Source organism: Kibdelosporangium philippinense (assembly GCF_021390435.2).
Classification (GTDB): Bacteria; Actinomycetota; Actinomycetes; order Mycobacteriales; family Pseudonocardiaceae; genus Kibdelosporangium; species Kibdelosporangium philippinense.
Map to the genome: position 1 here is coordinate 1,947,550 of NZ_JAJVCN010000001.1, position 13,602 is coordinate 1,961,151.

At 63.6% G+C, this 13,602-nt stretch carries 15 protein-coding genes; 1 reads left to right on the forward strand and 14 read right to left on the reverse strand.

Annotated elements, in window-relative coordinates; all coding sequences use genetic code 11:
- Positions 1–2: 2 nt before the first annotated feature.
- The 11 genes from LWC34_RS09055 to LWC34_RS09105 form a co-directional block, all read right to left on the reverse strand.
- Complete coding sequence (locus LWC34_RS09055) at positions 3–1,220, reverse strand: ABC transporter substrate-binding protein (RefSeq protein ID WP_233724550.1); 1,218 nt, start codon at positions 1,218–1,220, stop codon at positions 3–5.
- Positions 1,221–1,482: 262 nt separating this feature from the next.
- The gene (gene alc, locus LWC34_RS09060) at positions 1,483–2,445 is read right to left on the reverse strand and encodes an allantoicase (RefSeq protein WP_233724551.1); all 963 of its coding nucleotides are present in this window, start codon (positions 2,443–2,445) and stop codon (positions 1,483–1,485) included.
- Positions 2,438–2,821 (reverse strand): allophanate hydrolase-related protein, encoded by a 384-nt coding sequence (locus LWC34_RS09065; protein WP_233724552.1) that lies wholly within the window; start codon positions 2,819–2,821, stop codon positions 2,438–2,440. Before LWC34_RS09065 ends, alc begins: the two co-directional genes overlap by 8 nt.
- A gap of 7 nt (positions 2,822–2,828) precedes the next feature.
- The gene (locus tag LWC34_RS09070) at positions 2,829–4,259 is read right to left on the reverse strand and encodes an NCS2 family permease (protein WP_233724553.1); all 1,431 of its coding nucleotides are present in this window, start codon (positions 4,257–4,259) and stop codon (positions 2,829–2,831) included.
- Positions 4,260–4,323: 64 nt separating this feature from the next.
- On the reverse strand, positions 4,324–4,791 hold the full coding sequence (locus LWC34_RS09075; RefSeq protein WP_233724554.1) for a nucleoside deaminase: 468 nt from the start codon (positions 4,789–4,791) through the stop codon (positions 4,324–4,326).
- A 2-nt stretch (positions 4,792–4,793) separates the two neighbouring features.
- Positions 4,794–6,998 (reverse strand): xanthine dehydrogenase family protein molybdopterin-binding subunit, encoded by a 2,205-nt coding sequence (locus LWC34_RS09080; protein WP_233724555.1) that lies wholly within the window; start codon positions 6,996–6,998, stop codon positions 4,794–4,796.
- Complete coding sequence (locus tag LWC34_RS09085) at positions 6,995–7,465, reverse strand: (2Fe-2S)-binding protein (protein ID WP_233724556.1); 471 nt, start codon at positions 7,463–7,465, stop codon at positions 6,995–6,997. The genes LWC34_RS09080 and LWC34_RS09085 overlap by 4 nt, the downstream gene beginning before the upstream one ends.
- Positions 7,456–8,322: an FAD binding domain-containing protein gene (locus LWC34_RS09090; protein ID WP_233724557.1), complete on the reverse strand. Its 867-nt coding sequence runs from the start codon at positions 8,320–8,322 to the stop codon at positions 7,456–7,458. The genes LWC34_RS09085 and LWC34_RS09090 overlap by 10 nt, the downstream gene beginning before the upstream one ends.
- Positions 8,322–9,146 carry a factor-independent urate hydroxylase gene (gene pucL / locus LWC34_RS09095; RefSeq protein WP_233724558.1) on the reverse strand — a complete coding sequence of 275 codons (825 nt, stop codon included), beginning with the start codon at positions 9,144–9,146 and terminating at the stop codon, positions 8,322–8,324. The genes LWC34_RS09090 and pucL overlap by 1 nt, the downstream gene beginning before the upstream one ends.
- 11 nt (positions 9,147–9,157) lie before the next feature.
- Positions 9,158–9,448, reverse strand: coding sequence for a hydroxyisourate hydrolase (gene uraH / locus LWC34_RS09100; protein WP_233724559.1), 291 nt, complete (start codon positions 9,446–9,448; stop codon positions 9,158–9,160).
- Positions 9,445–9,903 carry a 2-oxo-4-hydroxy-4-carboxy-5-ureidoimidazoline decarboxylase gene (locus LWC34_RS09105; RefSeq protein ID WP_233724560.1) on the reverse strand — a complete coding sequence of 153 codons (459 nt, stop codon included), beginning with the start codon at positions 9,901–9,903 and terminating at the stop codon, positions 9,445–9,447. Before LWC34_RS09105 ends, uraH begins: the two co-directional genes overlap by 4 nt.
- Before the next feature lie 123 nt (positions 9,904–10,026).
- Here LWC34_RS09105 and LWC34_RS09110 point away from each other — a divergent pair, with 123 nt between their 5' ends.
- Positions 10,027–11,502: a PucR family transcriptional regulator gene (locus LWC34_RS09110; RefSeq protein ID WP_233724561.1), complete on the forward strand. Its 1,476-nt coding sequence runs from the start codon at positions 10,027–10,029 to the stop codon at positions 11,500–11,502.
- Here LWC34_RS09110 and LWC34_RS09115 read toward each other — a convergent pair whose 3' ends face one another.
- From LWC34_RS09115 to LWC34_RS09125, 3 genes are all read right to left on the reverse strand, one after another.
- A complete protein-coding gene (locus tag LWC34_RS09115; protein ID WP_233724562.1) occupies positions 11,503–12,498 on the reverse strand; it encodes an ABC transporter substrate-binding protein in 996 nt (331 codons plus the stop codon).
- A 133-nt stretch (positions 12,499–12,631) separates the two neighbouring features.
- Positions 12,632–13,096, reverse strand: coding sequence for a cytochrome P450 (locus LWC34_RS09120; RefSeq protein ID WP_233724563.1), 465 nt, complete (start codon positions 13,094–13,096; stop codon positions 12,632–12,634).
- A complete protein-coding gene (locus LWC34_RS09125) occupies positions 13,084–13,377 on the reverse strand; it encodes a cytochrome P450 family protein (protein ID WP_233724564.1) in 294 nt (97 codons plus the stop codon). Before LWC34_RS09125 ends, LWC34_RS09120 begins: the two co-directional genes overlap by 13 nt.
- Positions 13,378–13,602: the final 225 nt, after the last annotated feature.

Here is a 13,602-nt window from a genome sequence, read left to right on the forward strand (position 1 = left end):
GATCAGCTGAACTGGCCGGTCGGACCGAGGTCGGTAGTGATCGCGTTGACCAGCTTGCCTTCCTTGCGTTCCACGGTCCGCAAGTACATGTTCTGCTTGGGATTCTGGTTTTCGAAAGTCCACGGTCCACGCGGGCTGTCGTCAATGGACCCGATGCTGCCCAGTGCTTTGGCGAGCGCGTCGCCAGTCGTGGCCTGCGCGGCCTTCAACGCACGGCTCAGCACGTTCGCGGAATCCCACGTCTGCAAGGAGAAACAGCTCGGTGACTCGTTGTACTTGGCCCGGTAAGCCTCGACAAAAGCTTTGTTGGCCGGGTTGTCGAGCTGATCGCTGTAGTGCAGCGAAGTCTGGACGCCCAACGCGGCATCACCCTGCGCCTCAAGCACTTTGCCTTCGGTCAGGAAGCCGGATCCGTAGAGCGGGATCGACCCGGCGAGTCCGAACTGTTGATACTGCTTGACGAACGCGATCGCCTCGGCGCCGGAGAAGAAGCAGAAGGTCGCTTTGGCGCCCGACGAACGGATTGCGGAGAGGAATGGCTGGTAGTCCGTCGTGGTCGCGAAGGGCGGTTTCGCGCTGCCCGCGACCGTGCCTCCGGCGGCCTGGATCGCCTTGGTGAAGCCGTTCACGACTTCGGTTCCGGCGGCGTAGTCCGGAGCGATGACGTACACGCCGTCTTGTTTCTTCTCTTTGCCAAGGTAGGTGCCGAGCACCGAGGCCACTTGTGCGTTCTGGAACGACGTTCGCCAGACGTACGGGCTCAGCTTGGCCGGGTCTGTGATGGCTGCCGCGCCCGCGTTCGACACGAGAAGCAGCTTCTTCGCTTCAGCCACCAGCGGCGCGGCGCCCAGGGCGGTCGCGGAGTTGACGATGCCGACGACGACGTCGACTCCGTCGGACTGTAGGACTTTCTGGATCGCGGGTACGCCGGTCTGCGGGTTTTCGCCCTCGTCGGCGGTGACTGTGGTGACCGTGAAGTCGCCTAACTTGCCGCCGTTGCGCTCCAGCCAAAGGTCCCAGCCGCGCTTGAGGTCCGTGCCGAGCGCGGCGTACGTGCCGGACTGCGGAATGACCAGGCCGATCTTGACTGTTCCGCCGCCACCCGACCCGCCTCCGCCGCCGGGATTCTCGCTGAGGGAGCTGCCGCAGCCGGGGATGGCGGTGACCGCGCCTGCCGCGCCGAGTAAACCGAGCATCTGCCGCCGTGAAAGTGCCGCCATCACTGACCTCGATCCCATCGGCCCCTGATTCGACAAGATCCTGACGTTAACCCCAACTTGTGTCAACAGTCACATCTCGCCCGAACGGAATCAAGCTACCCGTTGTCGATAACGGCGACGTAGCAAATAAAAGGTGGGATGAAGGGGTCATTCGCGCTGGTCGACACGGTGTGCCGGAGTGGTGGACACGGTGTGCCGGAACGTGCATTTCGGTGTGTCGGAGTGGTGGACACGGTTCGGTGGGGTGGGGTGGGGTGTGGGGCTAGGGGGTGGTGGCGGTCCAGTGGTCTTCTAGGGGTTTTAGGGAGGTTGGTTTGCCGTAGAGGCGGAACCTTGCGATTCCGCCGTCGGGGTGGCTTTCCAGACGGACGTATGACACCTCTTGGTCGGTTTTGATTCGGAACCTGTGGTCGGTGTCTGGTTGGACTTTGGTCTCGGGCAGGAGTGGGGACCAGGATTTTCCGTCGGGGGAGCCTGAGAGGGCGATGCGGTCGGGTGAGTTGCCGCGATAGTGCTTCGTTGAGATCTCGGCGACGACGGGTACGGCGGGGCATGCGAGTTTGATGGTGGCCCAGTCGTGGGCGGGGGAGCGGCGTCGGGCGGTCTCCCAGCCGTCGGCCATGAATCGGGATTCGCCTGGTTGCAACATGTTGGACGGTGGTGAGAAGAAGCCATCGCTGCTGGAGATGACCGTTCCGCCGTTTCGCAGCGCCACTAGGTCGAACGGGATGTCCAGCAGATCCCGTGGATCTGGCACTACGTTGCCGAATACGCGAAGCCGGGCAACGCCGCCATCCGGGAAGATGTTCAACCGTACGTGTGTGACTCGCCACGGAACGTCCACATCGAACACGTTGTCCGAGCCGCCTTTCAGCGGCGACGGCTGAACCAAAGGGAACCATGACTTCAGGGAGTCCGGGCCGGGGTATCCGGAAGCGCAGGTTCCCTCGACGGAACAGGACTCCGGGTAGTTACCGAGGAAATGCGCTGTGTCCACGTTGATGGACCGTACGATCCCCGCGGAACCGAGCCGGACCAGCACCCAGTCGTGGCCTGGGGCGCGGCCGAAGCGGCGGCGGGTTTCCCAGCCGTCGTATTGCTGGCCCTTCGGGGTGAAGGTGTGCGGCTGGAAGGTCGCAGGCGCTGGGTTGAGCAGGTTTTCCTTGTCGGCGAAGAATTCGTCGCTCGCCGCCATCACTGTTCCGTTTGCTGCCAGGTCAGACATTCTTGCCCTTCTTCGATCGGTACAGCTCCCAGTCGCCATGGGCGGTTATGTCGATCAACGCGCCGGAGTAGCCGCGGCGCAGCAGCATCGCGAATGAGCTGCTGCCGTCGGCCATTTCGATGACGCCTAGTTCCAATGCCGGTGGTTCCGCGGGCAAGAGCTTGTCTCGCAAGACATCCAGCGGTACATCGTACAGTTCGCCCGCTACCGACGCGCCGCCGTGGGATACTGGGTGCAGGGCTGGGCAGACGTCGTCCACTGAGTAGAACCGGTATTTTGCGGCGGTTCTGGTTGAGGCGATCAGTGGGGATCCCGCCAGCAGGTGGTGTAAGAGGCCGCCGCGCATCGCGCCGCCGTTGAGGAACATGTGCGCCATGAGTGTCCTAACTGAACAGGGCTTCGATTCCGTTGATGCCGAAGTACACCGCGAACAGGGCCGCGAGGATCGTCAGCAGCCATCCGGCTTCGCGCCACCGGCCGGTGCAGGTCTTGATCAGGACAAAGGAGATCAGGCCCGCGCCGACACCGTTGGTGATCGAGTAGGTGAACGGGATGATCGCGGCGGTCAGGAAGACCGGGATCGTGTAATCGCTGTCGTTCCACGGGATTCCGCGACATTGCGCCATCATCATGCCGCCGATCACGACCAGAGCCGGAGCTGCGGCCTGCGCGGGTACGACCGTGGTCAACGGTGTGAACAACAGCGTGATGGCGAACAAGCCGCCGGTGACCACGCTGGCCAATCCGGTCCGTGCACCCTCACCGACACCGGCAGCTGACTCCAGGAACACTGTGTTGGGGGAGGAGCCGGTGATGCCGCCTGCGATCGCACCGGCGCCATCGACGAACAGGATCCGGCCCATGCCTGGAACTTTGCCGTCTTTGGACAGTCCGGCTTCCTGCGAGACGCTGGTGATCGTGCCCATCGCGTCGAAGAAACCTGAGAGTACCAACGTGAACAGGAATACTGTCGCCGCTATCGGTCCTGCTGAGACAAATCCGCCGAACAGGTCCACGTTGCCGAACAGACCGAAGTCGGGGGCACCAAGCACATGATCCGGCAGGGCTGGATCCGTGCGTCCCCACCCGGAGACTCCGAAGGCCTCGAACAGGATGACCGCGAACACGGTCGTGATCCCGATACTGATCAGCAATGCCCCGGCGACCTTACGAGCCACCAAGACAATCATCAGCAGCAAACCGAGGCAGAACACCACGATCGGCCATCCGGACAGGTGTCCTTCGCCGAGTCGGACAGGCACAGGCGAGTTCGCCGAGTCCGGCACGCGGGTCACGAAACCCGCGCTGACCAGGCCCACGAGGGCGATGTACAGCCCGATGCCAACCGTGATGGCCGTCTTCAACGGCATCGGGATGGCATTCATGATCCGTTCACGAACACCGCTGGCGGCCATCAGCACGATGCAGACGCCCTCCAGCACAACCAATCCGAAAGCCTCGGCCCACGTCATGGTCGGCGCCATTTGGAACGCCACCACGCCGTTGATTCCCAGACCCGCGGCCACAGCGAGCGGGGCGTTGCCGATCAGTCCCATGAGGACTGTCATCACCGCCGCGGATAACGCTGTCGCCGTCGTGATTTGTGCTGCGTCCAGGCGGGCGCCGGTGATGTCCGCCGACGCGCCGAGGATCAGGGGATTGAGCAGGACTATATATGCCATCGCGACGAAAGTGGTTATTCCGCCGCGTACTTCGCGGGCGATGGTGGTCCGCCGCCCGGTGATTTCGAAAAGACGATCGAGAGCAGGCGGCATCCGCCTGGTTAAACGGTCACCATTGTCCGTTTGCGTCATGAATCGTTCCCTTGCCGGTGGGTAACGGATTTACAGAAAGCGCGCTCCGGTCAGCGCCAGCGGCTCAGTACTCGACCCGGTCGGGCCGGTCGAGCCATGCGGTGAACGGCTTGAATCCGTCCACATCAGACACGTGGGTCACGGGTAGCGACCACGAGTCACGGGGTTGTTCGAAGAGCTCGTAGAACGCCAGGTCGTCGAACCCGGCTTTGGCGGCGTCATGCCGGTCCGCCGCGTAGATAATGCGGTCCACGCGGGCCCACAGCGCTGAACTGAGGCACATCGGGCAGGGTTCACAGGACGTCACGAGCACGCAACCGTCCAGTTTGAACGTCTGCAACTCCTGGCACGCGCGGCGAATCGCCACGACCTCCGCATGCGCCGTGGGGTCGAGGGTCGGCGTGACCAGGTTGACGCCGGTGCTGATGATCTGGCCGTCCTTGACGATGAAGGCGCCGAACGGGCCGCCGCCGTCGGCGACGTTGGACGTAGCCAGGTCGACACAGCGTTGCAGCCAAAGGGATTCCGACATTTTCAGTGTTCCTCGACAATGTGTTCGGGACGAATGGGAACGCGGGGCAGCTCAAGCCCGGTCGCGGCGCGGATCGCATTGGCGATCGCGGGTGTTGCCGAGATGGTCGGTGGCTCGCCGACGCCACGAACGCCGTACGGCGAATGAGGATCGGGCCGTTCGATCACGTCGATGTTCATCGGCGGCATGTCCAAAATGGTCGGAATCAGGTAGTCCGTGAACGACGGGTTGCGAATCTTGCCGTCCGCGACCTGGATTTCCTCCATCACCGCGAGCCCCAGCCCTTGCGCAGAGCCACCCTGGATCTGGCCGATGACCGCTTCCGGGTTGATCGCCTTGCCGACATCCTGTGCGCAGTCCAGCTGGACGACCTTGACCAGCCCCAGCTCAGTGTCCACATCGACCACTGCGCGGTGGGCCGAGAACCCGTACTGCACATGGGCATTGCCCTGGCCGTTCTCGGGATCGAGTGGATAAGTCCTGCGGTGATGGTATTCCCGGGTCTCCTCGATGACCGCAGACCCCAGCACGGCGGCGATCTGCTGAGAGGTGAGTTCCTCCGAGGTCCCGGCCATCTCCTGGAGCTTCGCACGAACGGCCCGGCACGCGTTACGCACGGCGCCACCGGTGATGTACGTCTGCCGTGACGCCGAGCTCGAACCGGCATCGCCGACATCGGTGTCCGTTGAATGCAGGATGACCTGCTGAACACCCAGTTCAGACCGGGCGATCTGCTGCTGCACGGTGTTCAGACCCTGCCCGACCTCGGCGGCCGCGGTATGCACGGTCGCCACCGGCTCGCCGTCGATGACCTCCAGCCGGACCCGGGCCGTGGAGTAGTCGTCGAGACCTTCGGCGTAGGAAATGTTCTTGATTGTCACGCCATAGCCGATCCCACGAACAACACCTTCGCCATGGGTCGTGTTCGAAGCGCCGCCAGGCAGCTGCAAAATGTTCGAAGTAGACGCATCAGGAAGCGGCATGTCCTTCACCCGCTGGAGCAACTCGGCAACTGGCGCAGGGAAGTCCACGACCTGACCGGTGACCGTGGTCGAACCCTCGCTCATCGCGTTGCGGATCCGGAGATCGGCGGGATCCATACCCAACGCGGCCGCGAGCTTGTCCATTTGGGACTCGTAGGCGTAGGTCGGCTGGACAGCGCCGAGCCCTCGCATCGCACCACAAGGAGGGTTGTTGGTGTAGACGCCCCAGCCCTCGATGTGCGCGTGGGGCACGTTGTACGGGCCGACACTCAGCGTGGTGCCGTTGCCGACAACGACCGGGGTCTTCGAAGCGTAGGCACCGCCATCGAAGTACAACCGAGCGCGGACATACACAAGGTCGCCCTCGGACGTGGCGCCGTGCTCGTAGTACATCTTCGCCGGGTGCCGGTGCACGTGCCCGAAGAACGATTCCAACCGGTTGTAGGCCATCTTCACTGGCCGCTGGGTACGCAAAGCCAACATGCAGGCGTGTACCTGGATCGAAAGGTCCTCGCGCCCGCCAAAAGCACCACCGACACCGGACATGGTCAGCTTGACCTTCGATACCGGCAGCCCCAGCGCCTTGGCTGCCTGCTTCTGGTCGACGTGCAACCACTGTGTCGCCAGCAACAGGTGCACACCGTCGTCCTCAGGAATGGCCAAGCCAGACTCCGGTCCAAGGAAAGCCTGGTCCTGCATGCCGATCTCGTAGACCCCGCTGACTACCACATCGGCCGTCGCGTCCGGGTCGCCCTTGACGATCCGCTGATACCGCACCAGGTTCCCGCCCGGGTGCAGAGGAGACACCTCAGGCGAGTGGGCCACCAGTTCACAGTCCAGCAAGGGATCGAAGACCTCGTACTCGACCTTGATGGCCTTCAATGCCTGTCTGGCGGTCTCAGGATGCTCAGCGGCCACCAAGGCGACCGGTTCACCCTGATACCGCACGATTTCCTCGGCCAGTACCGGCGTGTCCTGGAACTTGAGCCCGTAGACGTTCTCGCCGGGCACGTCTTTGTATGTAAGTACAGTGTGGACACCGGGCATCGCCAAAGCTGCCGACGTGTCGATGGACAGAATCCGCGCGGACGGATGAGGGCTGCGCAAGGTCGCGCCCCACAGCATGTTCTCCAGCCACAGATCCGAGGCATACGCGTACTGGCCGCGTACCTTCAGTGACCCATCCGGCCGAAGTGGACTTTCGCCGATACCGCCGGTGATCATACGACACCAGCCTTCTTCGCGGCTGCCGCGCGAACGGCGTCCATGATCTTCTCGTATCCCGTGCAGCGGCACAGGTTTCCGGCCAGCGCCTCGCGGATCTCGGCGTCCGTCGGCTCGGCCGTGCGCTCAAGCAGGTCGTGTGCGGCAACGATCAATCCAGGCGTGCAGAACCCGCACTGCACCGCGCCCTTGTCAACAAACGCTTGCTGTACAGGGTGAAGTTCATCGGAAGCCAACCCCTCGACCGTACGAACCTCGCGTCCCTCGGCCTGGCCAGCCGCGACAAGGCACGAGCAGACGGGAACATCGTCGAGGTAGACCGTGCACGAGCCGCACTCGCCCTGTTCGCACGCGTTCTTGGAACCGGGCAGCCCGAGCCGCTCACGCAGCACATACAACAAGCTTTCACCAGGCCAGACGTCGTCAGCCTCGCGTTGCACACCGTTGACGGTCACGTTCACGCGCATTGTGCTGACCTCCTGTACTCGTCCCACGTCCAGCCCAGAGTGCGGCGGGCCATCACAGCCAAAGCGTGCCGCCGATACGAAGCCGTGCCCCGGACGTCGTCGATCGGCGACGCCGCCCCAGCCACGAGTTCGCCGAATCTCCGGAGCATCGAGTCATAGAGCGCTTCCGAAGAACCCCAAGGAAGTTCGGCGTTCAGGAACTCCTCGGCCTCGTAGGCTCGCAGCGGAGTCGGCGCGGCCGAACCGATCCCGGTACCGACGCGTTTCTGCGCGGGATGCAAGGCGATGGCGAACGCGCACACCGCGATCACCATGGCGTTACGCGTGCCTACCTTGCTGAACTGCTGCGGCCCGGTCGCGGGTGGCACATGCACGGCCGTGATCAACTCATCCGGCGAAAGCACATTCCGTTTCACACCAACATAGAAATCCTTGACCGGAACCATTCGAACACCACGAGTCGACGCGATCTCCACGGTCGCATCCGTTGCCAACAAGGCAGGATGCGAGTCACCGGCGGGCGAAGCAGCGCCCAGATTGCCGCCAACGCTGCCGCGATTGCGGATCTGGGGCGAACCGACCGTCCGTGCGGCCATGGCCAGACCCGGCAGGCTGGACCCCAGCTCGGTGATGATCCGGCTGTACGGCATGCACGCGCCGATCCGCACCTGACCATCCACAGTGGAGTAGCCGTACAACGAAGAGACACGGTTGAGGTTCAGCAAAGCATCCGGCCGCCGGTGGTCGAAATTGAGCTCAACCATGACATCGGTACCACCAGCGATCGGCACGGCTGACGGCCGGGCGGCCTTGAGCTCCAATGCCTCTGCCAACGTGTCCGGGCTCAGGAAGTCCATCACGAATCCCGCTTCACGGTCGCTTCGATCAGGCCATATGGACGGTCACCGACGTGGAAAACCACACCGGGATTGTCAAGGCCGAACGGCGAAAGGTCGGTCAGGTAGTGGTGCTTGTTCGGCAAGCTCAGCCGGATCTCAGCGATCTCAGGCACGGTCTGCAAAACCCGCGAACCCATCGCGTAAAGCGTTTGCTGCAAGGAAAAGCTGTACGTATTGGCGAACGCCTCAAGCAACGAAACCCGCGCGGTGTCGTAAGCCTTGCCCCAGTCGACATCCGTGGACGAGAACAGCCACCGAGCATTCACCGCGGTCGCCAAGATCCGGTCCTTGGTCTCCGGCAACGTCGTGTACTCGTCTCGCGGATACCCCCAGAACTCGGAATCCGTCGTGTTCAGGACCGTCAGATCCTTGATCCCGCCCTCGACCGTTGCCGAGCCGTCGTACGTCACGGTCGCCAGCCGAGTGCCCTCGCCGGAACGCGAGAACGAATGCGGCCCGAGCCGAGTCCACGGATACTGCTCAATCTCGACGCGAGCACGGTGAATGCTCTCCAGTTGACCGACAAAATGCTTGGCCAGCCGCAGTCCGTAAACCTCGATCTGGCCGACGCCCTCGCGGGCGAACGCCAGTACGGTGTTTTTCTGCGTATCGGTGGCAAGGACCTTGTCGTTCGCGCCGGTCAGATGGGTGTCGGCGAGGTCGCCCGCGAGCGCGGTGCTGATGCTGAGGTCCACCAGACGATGCTCGTCTCCGTCACGCTCGACGCGGACCAGGCGGTTCTCCGCCTTGCCGTACTGGTTCTCGCCGAGAACGATCGCCATCTTCGGTCCTTTCAACTGCCTCGGTAGGTCGAGTACGCGAACGGGCTGAGCAGCAGCGGCACGTGGTAATGCTCGGATGCGTCGGTAACGCGGAAGGTCACGGCGACCTCGGGATAGAACGGCCCTTCGACCTCGAAGACCAGCCGATGCACGCCGACGGGTGCGTCCCACCCGGTGATCCGGCCGTCCGCATCGGTCTTGCCCGATTCGAGGACGGTCCCGTCCCTGCTTTCCAGGCGGACCACAACACCCCACGCGGGCTTGCCGGAAGCCGCATCGAGAACGTGGGTCGAAAGGCTCATTCGAGGCACCTCAGTAGACGTTTACGGACGATCGCTGCCAACTCCCTGCGCACCTCGGCGCGTTCGTCGACCTCGTTGTTCACGAGCCGTCTGCGCAGGTCAGCGAGTATTTCGGCGGCGCTCAACCCTTCCGCACTGATCAGGAAAACGCGGTCGAACTTGCGCTCGTAATCTTCGTTCGCGGCGGCCAGTTCGGCATCCGCACCAACGGCCGCGGACTGCTCGTGGCGTGACCATTCGGCCTCGCGGCTCGACCCGGCCATCCGGCTACCGATCCGCGGGTGCGCGGCGAGTGCCTCGGTGACGTCGCGCCAGGCCAGGGCGGCCAGCTCGGTGTCCGACGTGGCCAGCAGCTTCGCCACGTCCGGGTACGGCGCCTTGGCGTCCATGTGCAGCGCCCATCGACGCGACGCACAGCACGCCAGCAGTTCCGTAGTGGACAGTCGTCGAACCATGTGACCCAGTCAACAATCTGGCCAGCGCGGTCACCAGCGGCGAAAACCATGAAAAGCAGGTGAGCGGGGGAGTACCGTTTTGGAGGTTCCTCCAAACGGCGTTGGACTAGCGTGGCGGGCGCGATGAACCTCAAAACGTTGCTCAAGACCGCTGACCTTGGCCTTGACCTGCTGGTTGGCGCGGACGCGGTTGACCGGCCGATCACCAGGGTCTTCACCGCGACCCTGCGCGACCCGCGCCGGTTTCTGACCGGCGGCGAGCTCGTGCTCAGCGGGATGGAGTGGTGGCAGGCCCCGGAGGACTCCGAGGCGTTCGTGGCTGGCCTCGCCGAAGCCGGGGTCACCGCGCTGGGAGCGGGCACGGCCGAGTCCGGCGGCGTCCTGCCTGAGCACGTGGTCGAAGCGTGCAAACGGCACAACGTGCCGCTGCTCGTGGTGCCGGTGCACATTCCCTTCGCGACCATCAGCGAGCGCGTGATCCTTGGGCTCGCAGCGGAACGGTCGACGCCGAACCTTGACCGTCACAGGCGCCTGGTCGCGGTGGTGACGGCGGGCGGGGGACTCGATGCACTGGTCAAAGCAGGGGAGACGGAACTCGGCGCGGAATGCTGGGTACTGAGTGCGGCCGGGCGGGTCATCGCAGGCAAAGGGGAGTCGTCGGAGAAGCTGACCAAGAGATTCCTGCACGCTGAACGGCTGCCGATCGTGACCGGCGGGCTGTCGGTGTTCGCCACGACCGCGAAGGAACGAGCGCTTGGCTGGTTTCTGGTGGTGGCCGGGGACTACCGGACATGGGAGCGGGAACGCCAGGACGTGGCGAGCGAGTTCGCCACGCTGATCGGCCTTGAACGCTCGCGCATCGACGAGGCCCGCCGGATCGAGAACCGCGCGGCGAAACCCTTGCTACGACTACTGCTTTCGGAGCAGACGACCCAGAACGATATCCAGTCACAGCTCGCTGCCACCGAACTCGACGACACCGAAGTCGTTACAGTCTCGTCCACCAAGCACTCCGCTGCGGTGGTGGACGACCTACTGTCCGCATTCGACGGACCGGCGCTCGTCGGCACGGTCGACGACGAGGCATTCGGTTTGCTCGGCACGAACCAACCCATCACGGCCGAACTCAAAGCCATGGTCCGGACCATGGAACCTGCCCTTGGCCCAACGGGTCTTGTGCTCGGGCTTGGTCGCAGCACGGACGCCACAGGCCTGCGCACAGCGATTCTGCAAGCGCGGTACGCCCGTAAGCTCGCGGAACGATCACCGGGTCGTGTCACGGTGATGGCTGGCGACGAAGTGGCCTCGCATCTGTTGCTGCTCGCGGCCGTCCCGGATGAGCTTCGCCGGTCGTTCCGCAACCAGATCCTCGGCCCACTGTCCACATACGACGCGACACACAAGTCCGAACTGACGCGCACATTGCGCGTTTTCCTTGAGCACTCGGGTTCGTGGACGCTGGCCGCGGCCGAGCTGCACGTCCACGTGAACACGTTGCGCTACCGGATAACCCGGATCACCGAACTGACTGGGCGTGATCCCAATCGGTTCGGTGACCGGGTCGATCTATATCTGGCTCTGGCGAACGAAACCGAATGATCAGCCTTGGGGCGCGTTGAAGATCATCGACTCCGGGTTGATCTGCTTCGCCTTGTCCATCAGGCCGTACTGCGTCATCAGGTCGATCACCCGCTGCATGCGCACCGGGCTCATCGCGGTCGGCCACGTGCCGAGGTGCATCAGGCTGACGGTGTCCTTGTCCACCTTGGCGTACGTGGTCACGGTCTCCTCGACCAGCGAACGGTTGGCCGCGTCCCGCTGACCCTTGACGATCGCGCGCTGGAACGCGGCGGCCGTCTTCGGCTTCTCCTGTGCGAACTTTGCGCTTGTCGCCCAGACCGCGATCGGCACGTCCAGCGTCGCGCCGGTTGCCGCGTCCAGAACCGGCATCATCCCGGCCTTGCGCTGCGCCTGGGTGATGTACGGCTCCACCATGAACGCCGCGTCGACGTTCTTACGCTCCACCGCGGTCTGCATGTCCGGGAACGGGATCTCGGTGAAGGTCACCGACTTGCTGTCCACACCGCTCGCATCGAGCGCTGAGCGTGCGGTCAGCTCGACGATGTTCGCCTTGGTGTTGATCGCGATCCGCTTGCCTGCCAGGTCGGCGGGCTTGGTGATCGCGGATTCCTTGCCGGTCAGGATCAGGAACATGCCCTGCGCGGCCTGGTAGGCGTCCGCGACCAGCTTCACGTCGAGCACGTTCTTGTACTGCGCGTTGAAGAACGAGACGTAGTTGCCGAAGGCGAACTGCAGTTCACCGTTGGCGAGGCCGGGCACCGCGGCGGCGCCACCCGGCAGCGTCTTCAGTTCGACTTCGAGGCCTTCTTCCTTGAAGTAGCCCTTCTGCTGTGCGATCGCGAGCGGCACAGTGTCCACAATGGGCAACGTGCCGACGACTACTTTGGTCTGCTCCAAGCTGCCTGCGGGATTGGGCTTGGCAGGCTCGTCGCCACCGCCGAGCGCCGAGCAGCTGGCGGCGGCGAGAGCGAGAACGCAGGACAGGGCAATGCGCCACGGACGGGCGAGCGACATTCGGGGTCTCCTGGCAGACAGGGCAAAGATGATCTCGGCGGATCAGACCACATTGTGCCTGTTCAACGCCAGTCCGGGGACCCCACTTTTGACTGAAATATGTCAGAACTCACTAGTTAAGTCGACGAATCTGCTATGCATCCCATGCAACCGGCAGGGCCAAGACGCCGTACGCCGCGGGCTGCTCGCGCAGCTTGATCTCCTCTGCGGGCACGGCCAGCCGCGGGTTCGGAAACCTGGCGAACAAACAGGAAAACCCGATTCGCAACGCCACCCTGGCAAGGTGCTGGCCAAGGCATTGGTGTATACCACCGCCGAACGCGGCGTGCTTACGCGCGTCTTCCCTGTCCAGCTTGAGGATATCGGGTTCGCTGAACACGCTCGGATCCCGGTTCACCGCAGGCAGTCCGATCGCGACGGTGTCCGCTTTCCTGATCATCCGACCTTCCAGCTCGACATCCTCGAGCGCGGCCCGGTTGGGTGTTCCAAGGTGGACGATCGACAAATAGCGTAGTAACTCCTCAACTGCGTCTGGGCTGTCAAGAGTAGTGATCTGCTCCGGATGTTGTGACAACGCGAAAGTGTCTAACGCCAACATGTCGCGGTGGTCTCGTGCCGGCGACGAGCATCGGCAGCGCGGTTCGTCAACTCTTCATCGGTCAGATCGGTGTCCGTGATCAGACTGCCGAGCGGATCGTCCTTGGGCCGCAACCGTTTCCTGGTGACAAGACCACCGAGATAGCGGGAGAGTTCGCCAAGCGCCGCCATGGTTTCGTCCCGCGTGTTGTCCACACTGGCCATGATCGTGGTGTTCTGCTGGAAGAACGTGTGGTCCGCATAGGGCACGCCAAGCAGTTCACAGATAACCAGTGAGGGCACTGGCAATGTGAACGCCCATATGGACGAACCAGCCAGGCCTTGCCGGGTTGTGCTGGCCGCCCGGTTGTGGGACGGCACTGAACACGGGCCGCTTGATGTCGGGCCGAGTGCTGAAGCGCGGATCGACCATGACGGTCCGGGCTGCGGCATGGGCTCGTCACCAGCAGCCCGATGTGGCCGTCCGGCAGTCGCAGCGGGCTGACCGGCGGAAAGCTTTACCAGGTC

Bases quoted from the DNA above. Each gene is read 5' to 3' on its own strand.
- LWC34_RS09055 (WP_233724550.1), bottom strand. From the start codon at position 1,220: ATGGCGGCACTTTCACGGCGGCAGATGCTCGGTTTACTCGGCGCGGCA.
- alc (WP_233724551.1), bottom strand. From the start codon at position 2,445: ATGTCTGACCTGGCAGCAAACGGAACAGTGATGGCGGCGAGCGACGAA.
- LWC34_RS09065 (WP_233724552.1), bottom strand. From the start codon at position 2,821: ATGGCGCACATGTTCCTCAACGGCGGCGCGATGCGCGGCGGCCTCTTA.
- LWC34_RS09070 (WP_233724553.1), bottom strand. From the start codon at position 4,259: ATGACGCAAACGGACAATGGTGACCGTTTAACCAGGCGGATGCCGCCT.
- LWC34_RS09075 (WP_233724554.1), bottom strand. From the start codon at position 4,791: ATGTCGGAATCCCTTTGGCTGCAACGCTGTGTCGACCTGGCTACGTCC.
- LWC34_RS09080 (WP_233724555.1), bottom strand. From the start codon at position 6,998: ATGATCACCGGCGGTATCGGCGAAAGTCCACTTCGGCCGGATGGGTCA.
- LWC34_RS09085 (WP_233724556.1), bottom strand. From the start codon at position 7,465: ATGCGCGTGAACGTGACCGTCAACGGTGTGCAACGCGAGGCTGACGAC.
- LWC34_RS09090 (WP_233724557.1), bottom strand. From the start codon at position 8,322: ATGGACTTCCTGAGCCCGGACACGTTGGCAGAGGCATTGGAGCTCAAG.
- pucL (WP_233724558.1), bottom strand. From the start codon at position 9,146: ATGGCGATCGTTCTCGGCGAGAACCAGTACGGCAAGGCGGAGAACCGC.
- uraH (WP_233724559.1), bottom strand. From the start codon at position 9,448: ATGAGCCTTTCGACCCACGTTCTCGATGCGGCTTCCGGCAAGCCCGCG.
- LWC34_RS09105 (WP_233724560.1), bottom strand. From the start codon at position 9,903: ATGGTTCGACGACTGTCCACTACGGAACTGCTGGCGTGCTGTGCGTCG.
- LWC34_RS09110 (WP_233724561.1), top strand. From the start codon at position 10,027: ATGAACCTCAAAACGTTGCTCAAGACCGCTGACCTTGGCCTTGACCTG.
- LWC34_RS09115 (WP_233724562.1), bottom strand. From the start codon at position 12,498: ATGTCGCTCGCCCGTCCGTGGCGCATTGCCCTGTCCTGCGTTCTCGCT.
- LWC34_RS09120 (WP_233724563.1), bottom strand. From the start codon at position 13,096: ATGTTGGCGTTAGACACTTTCGCGTTGTCACAACATCCGGAGCAGATC.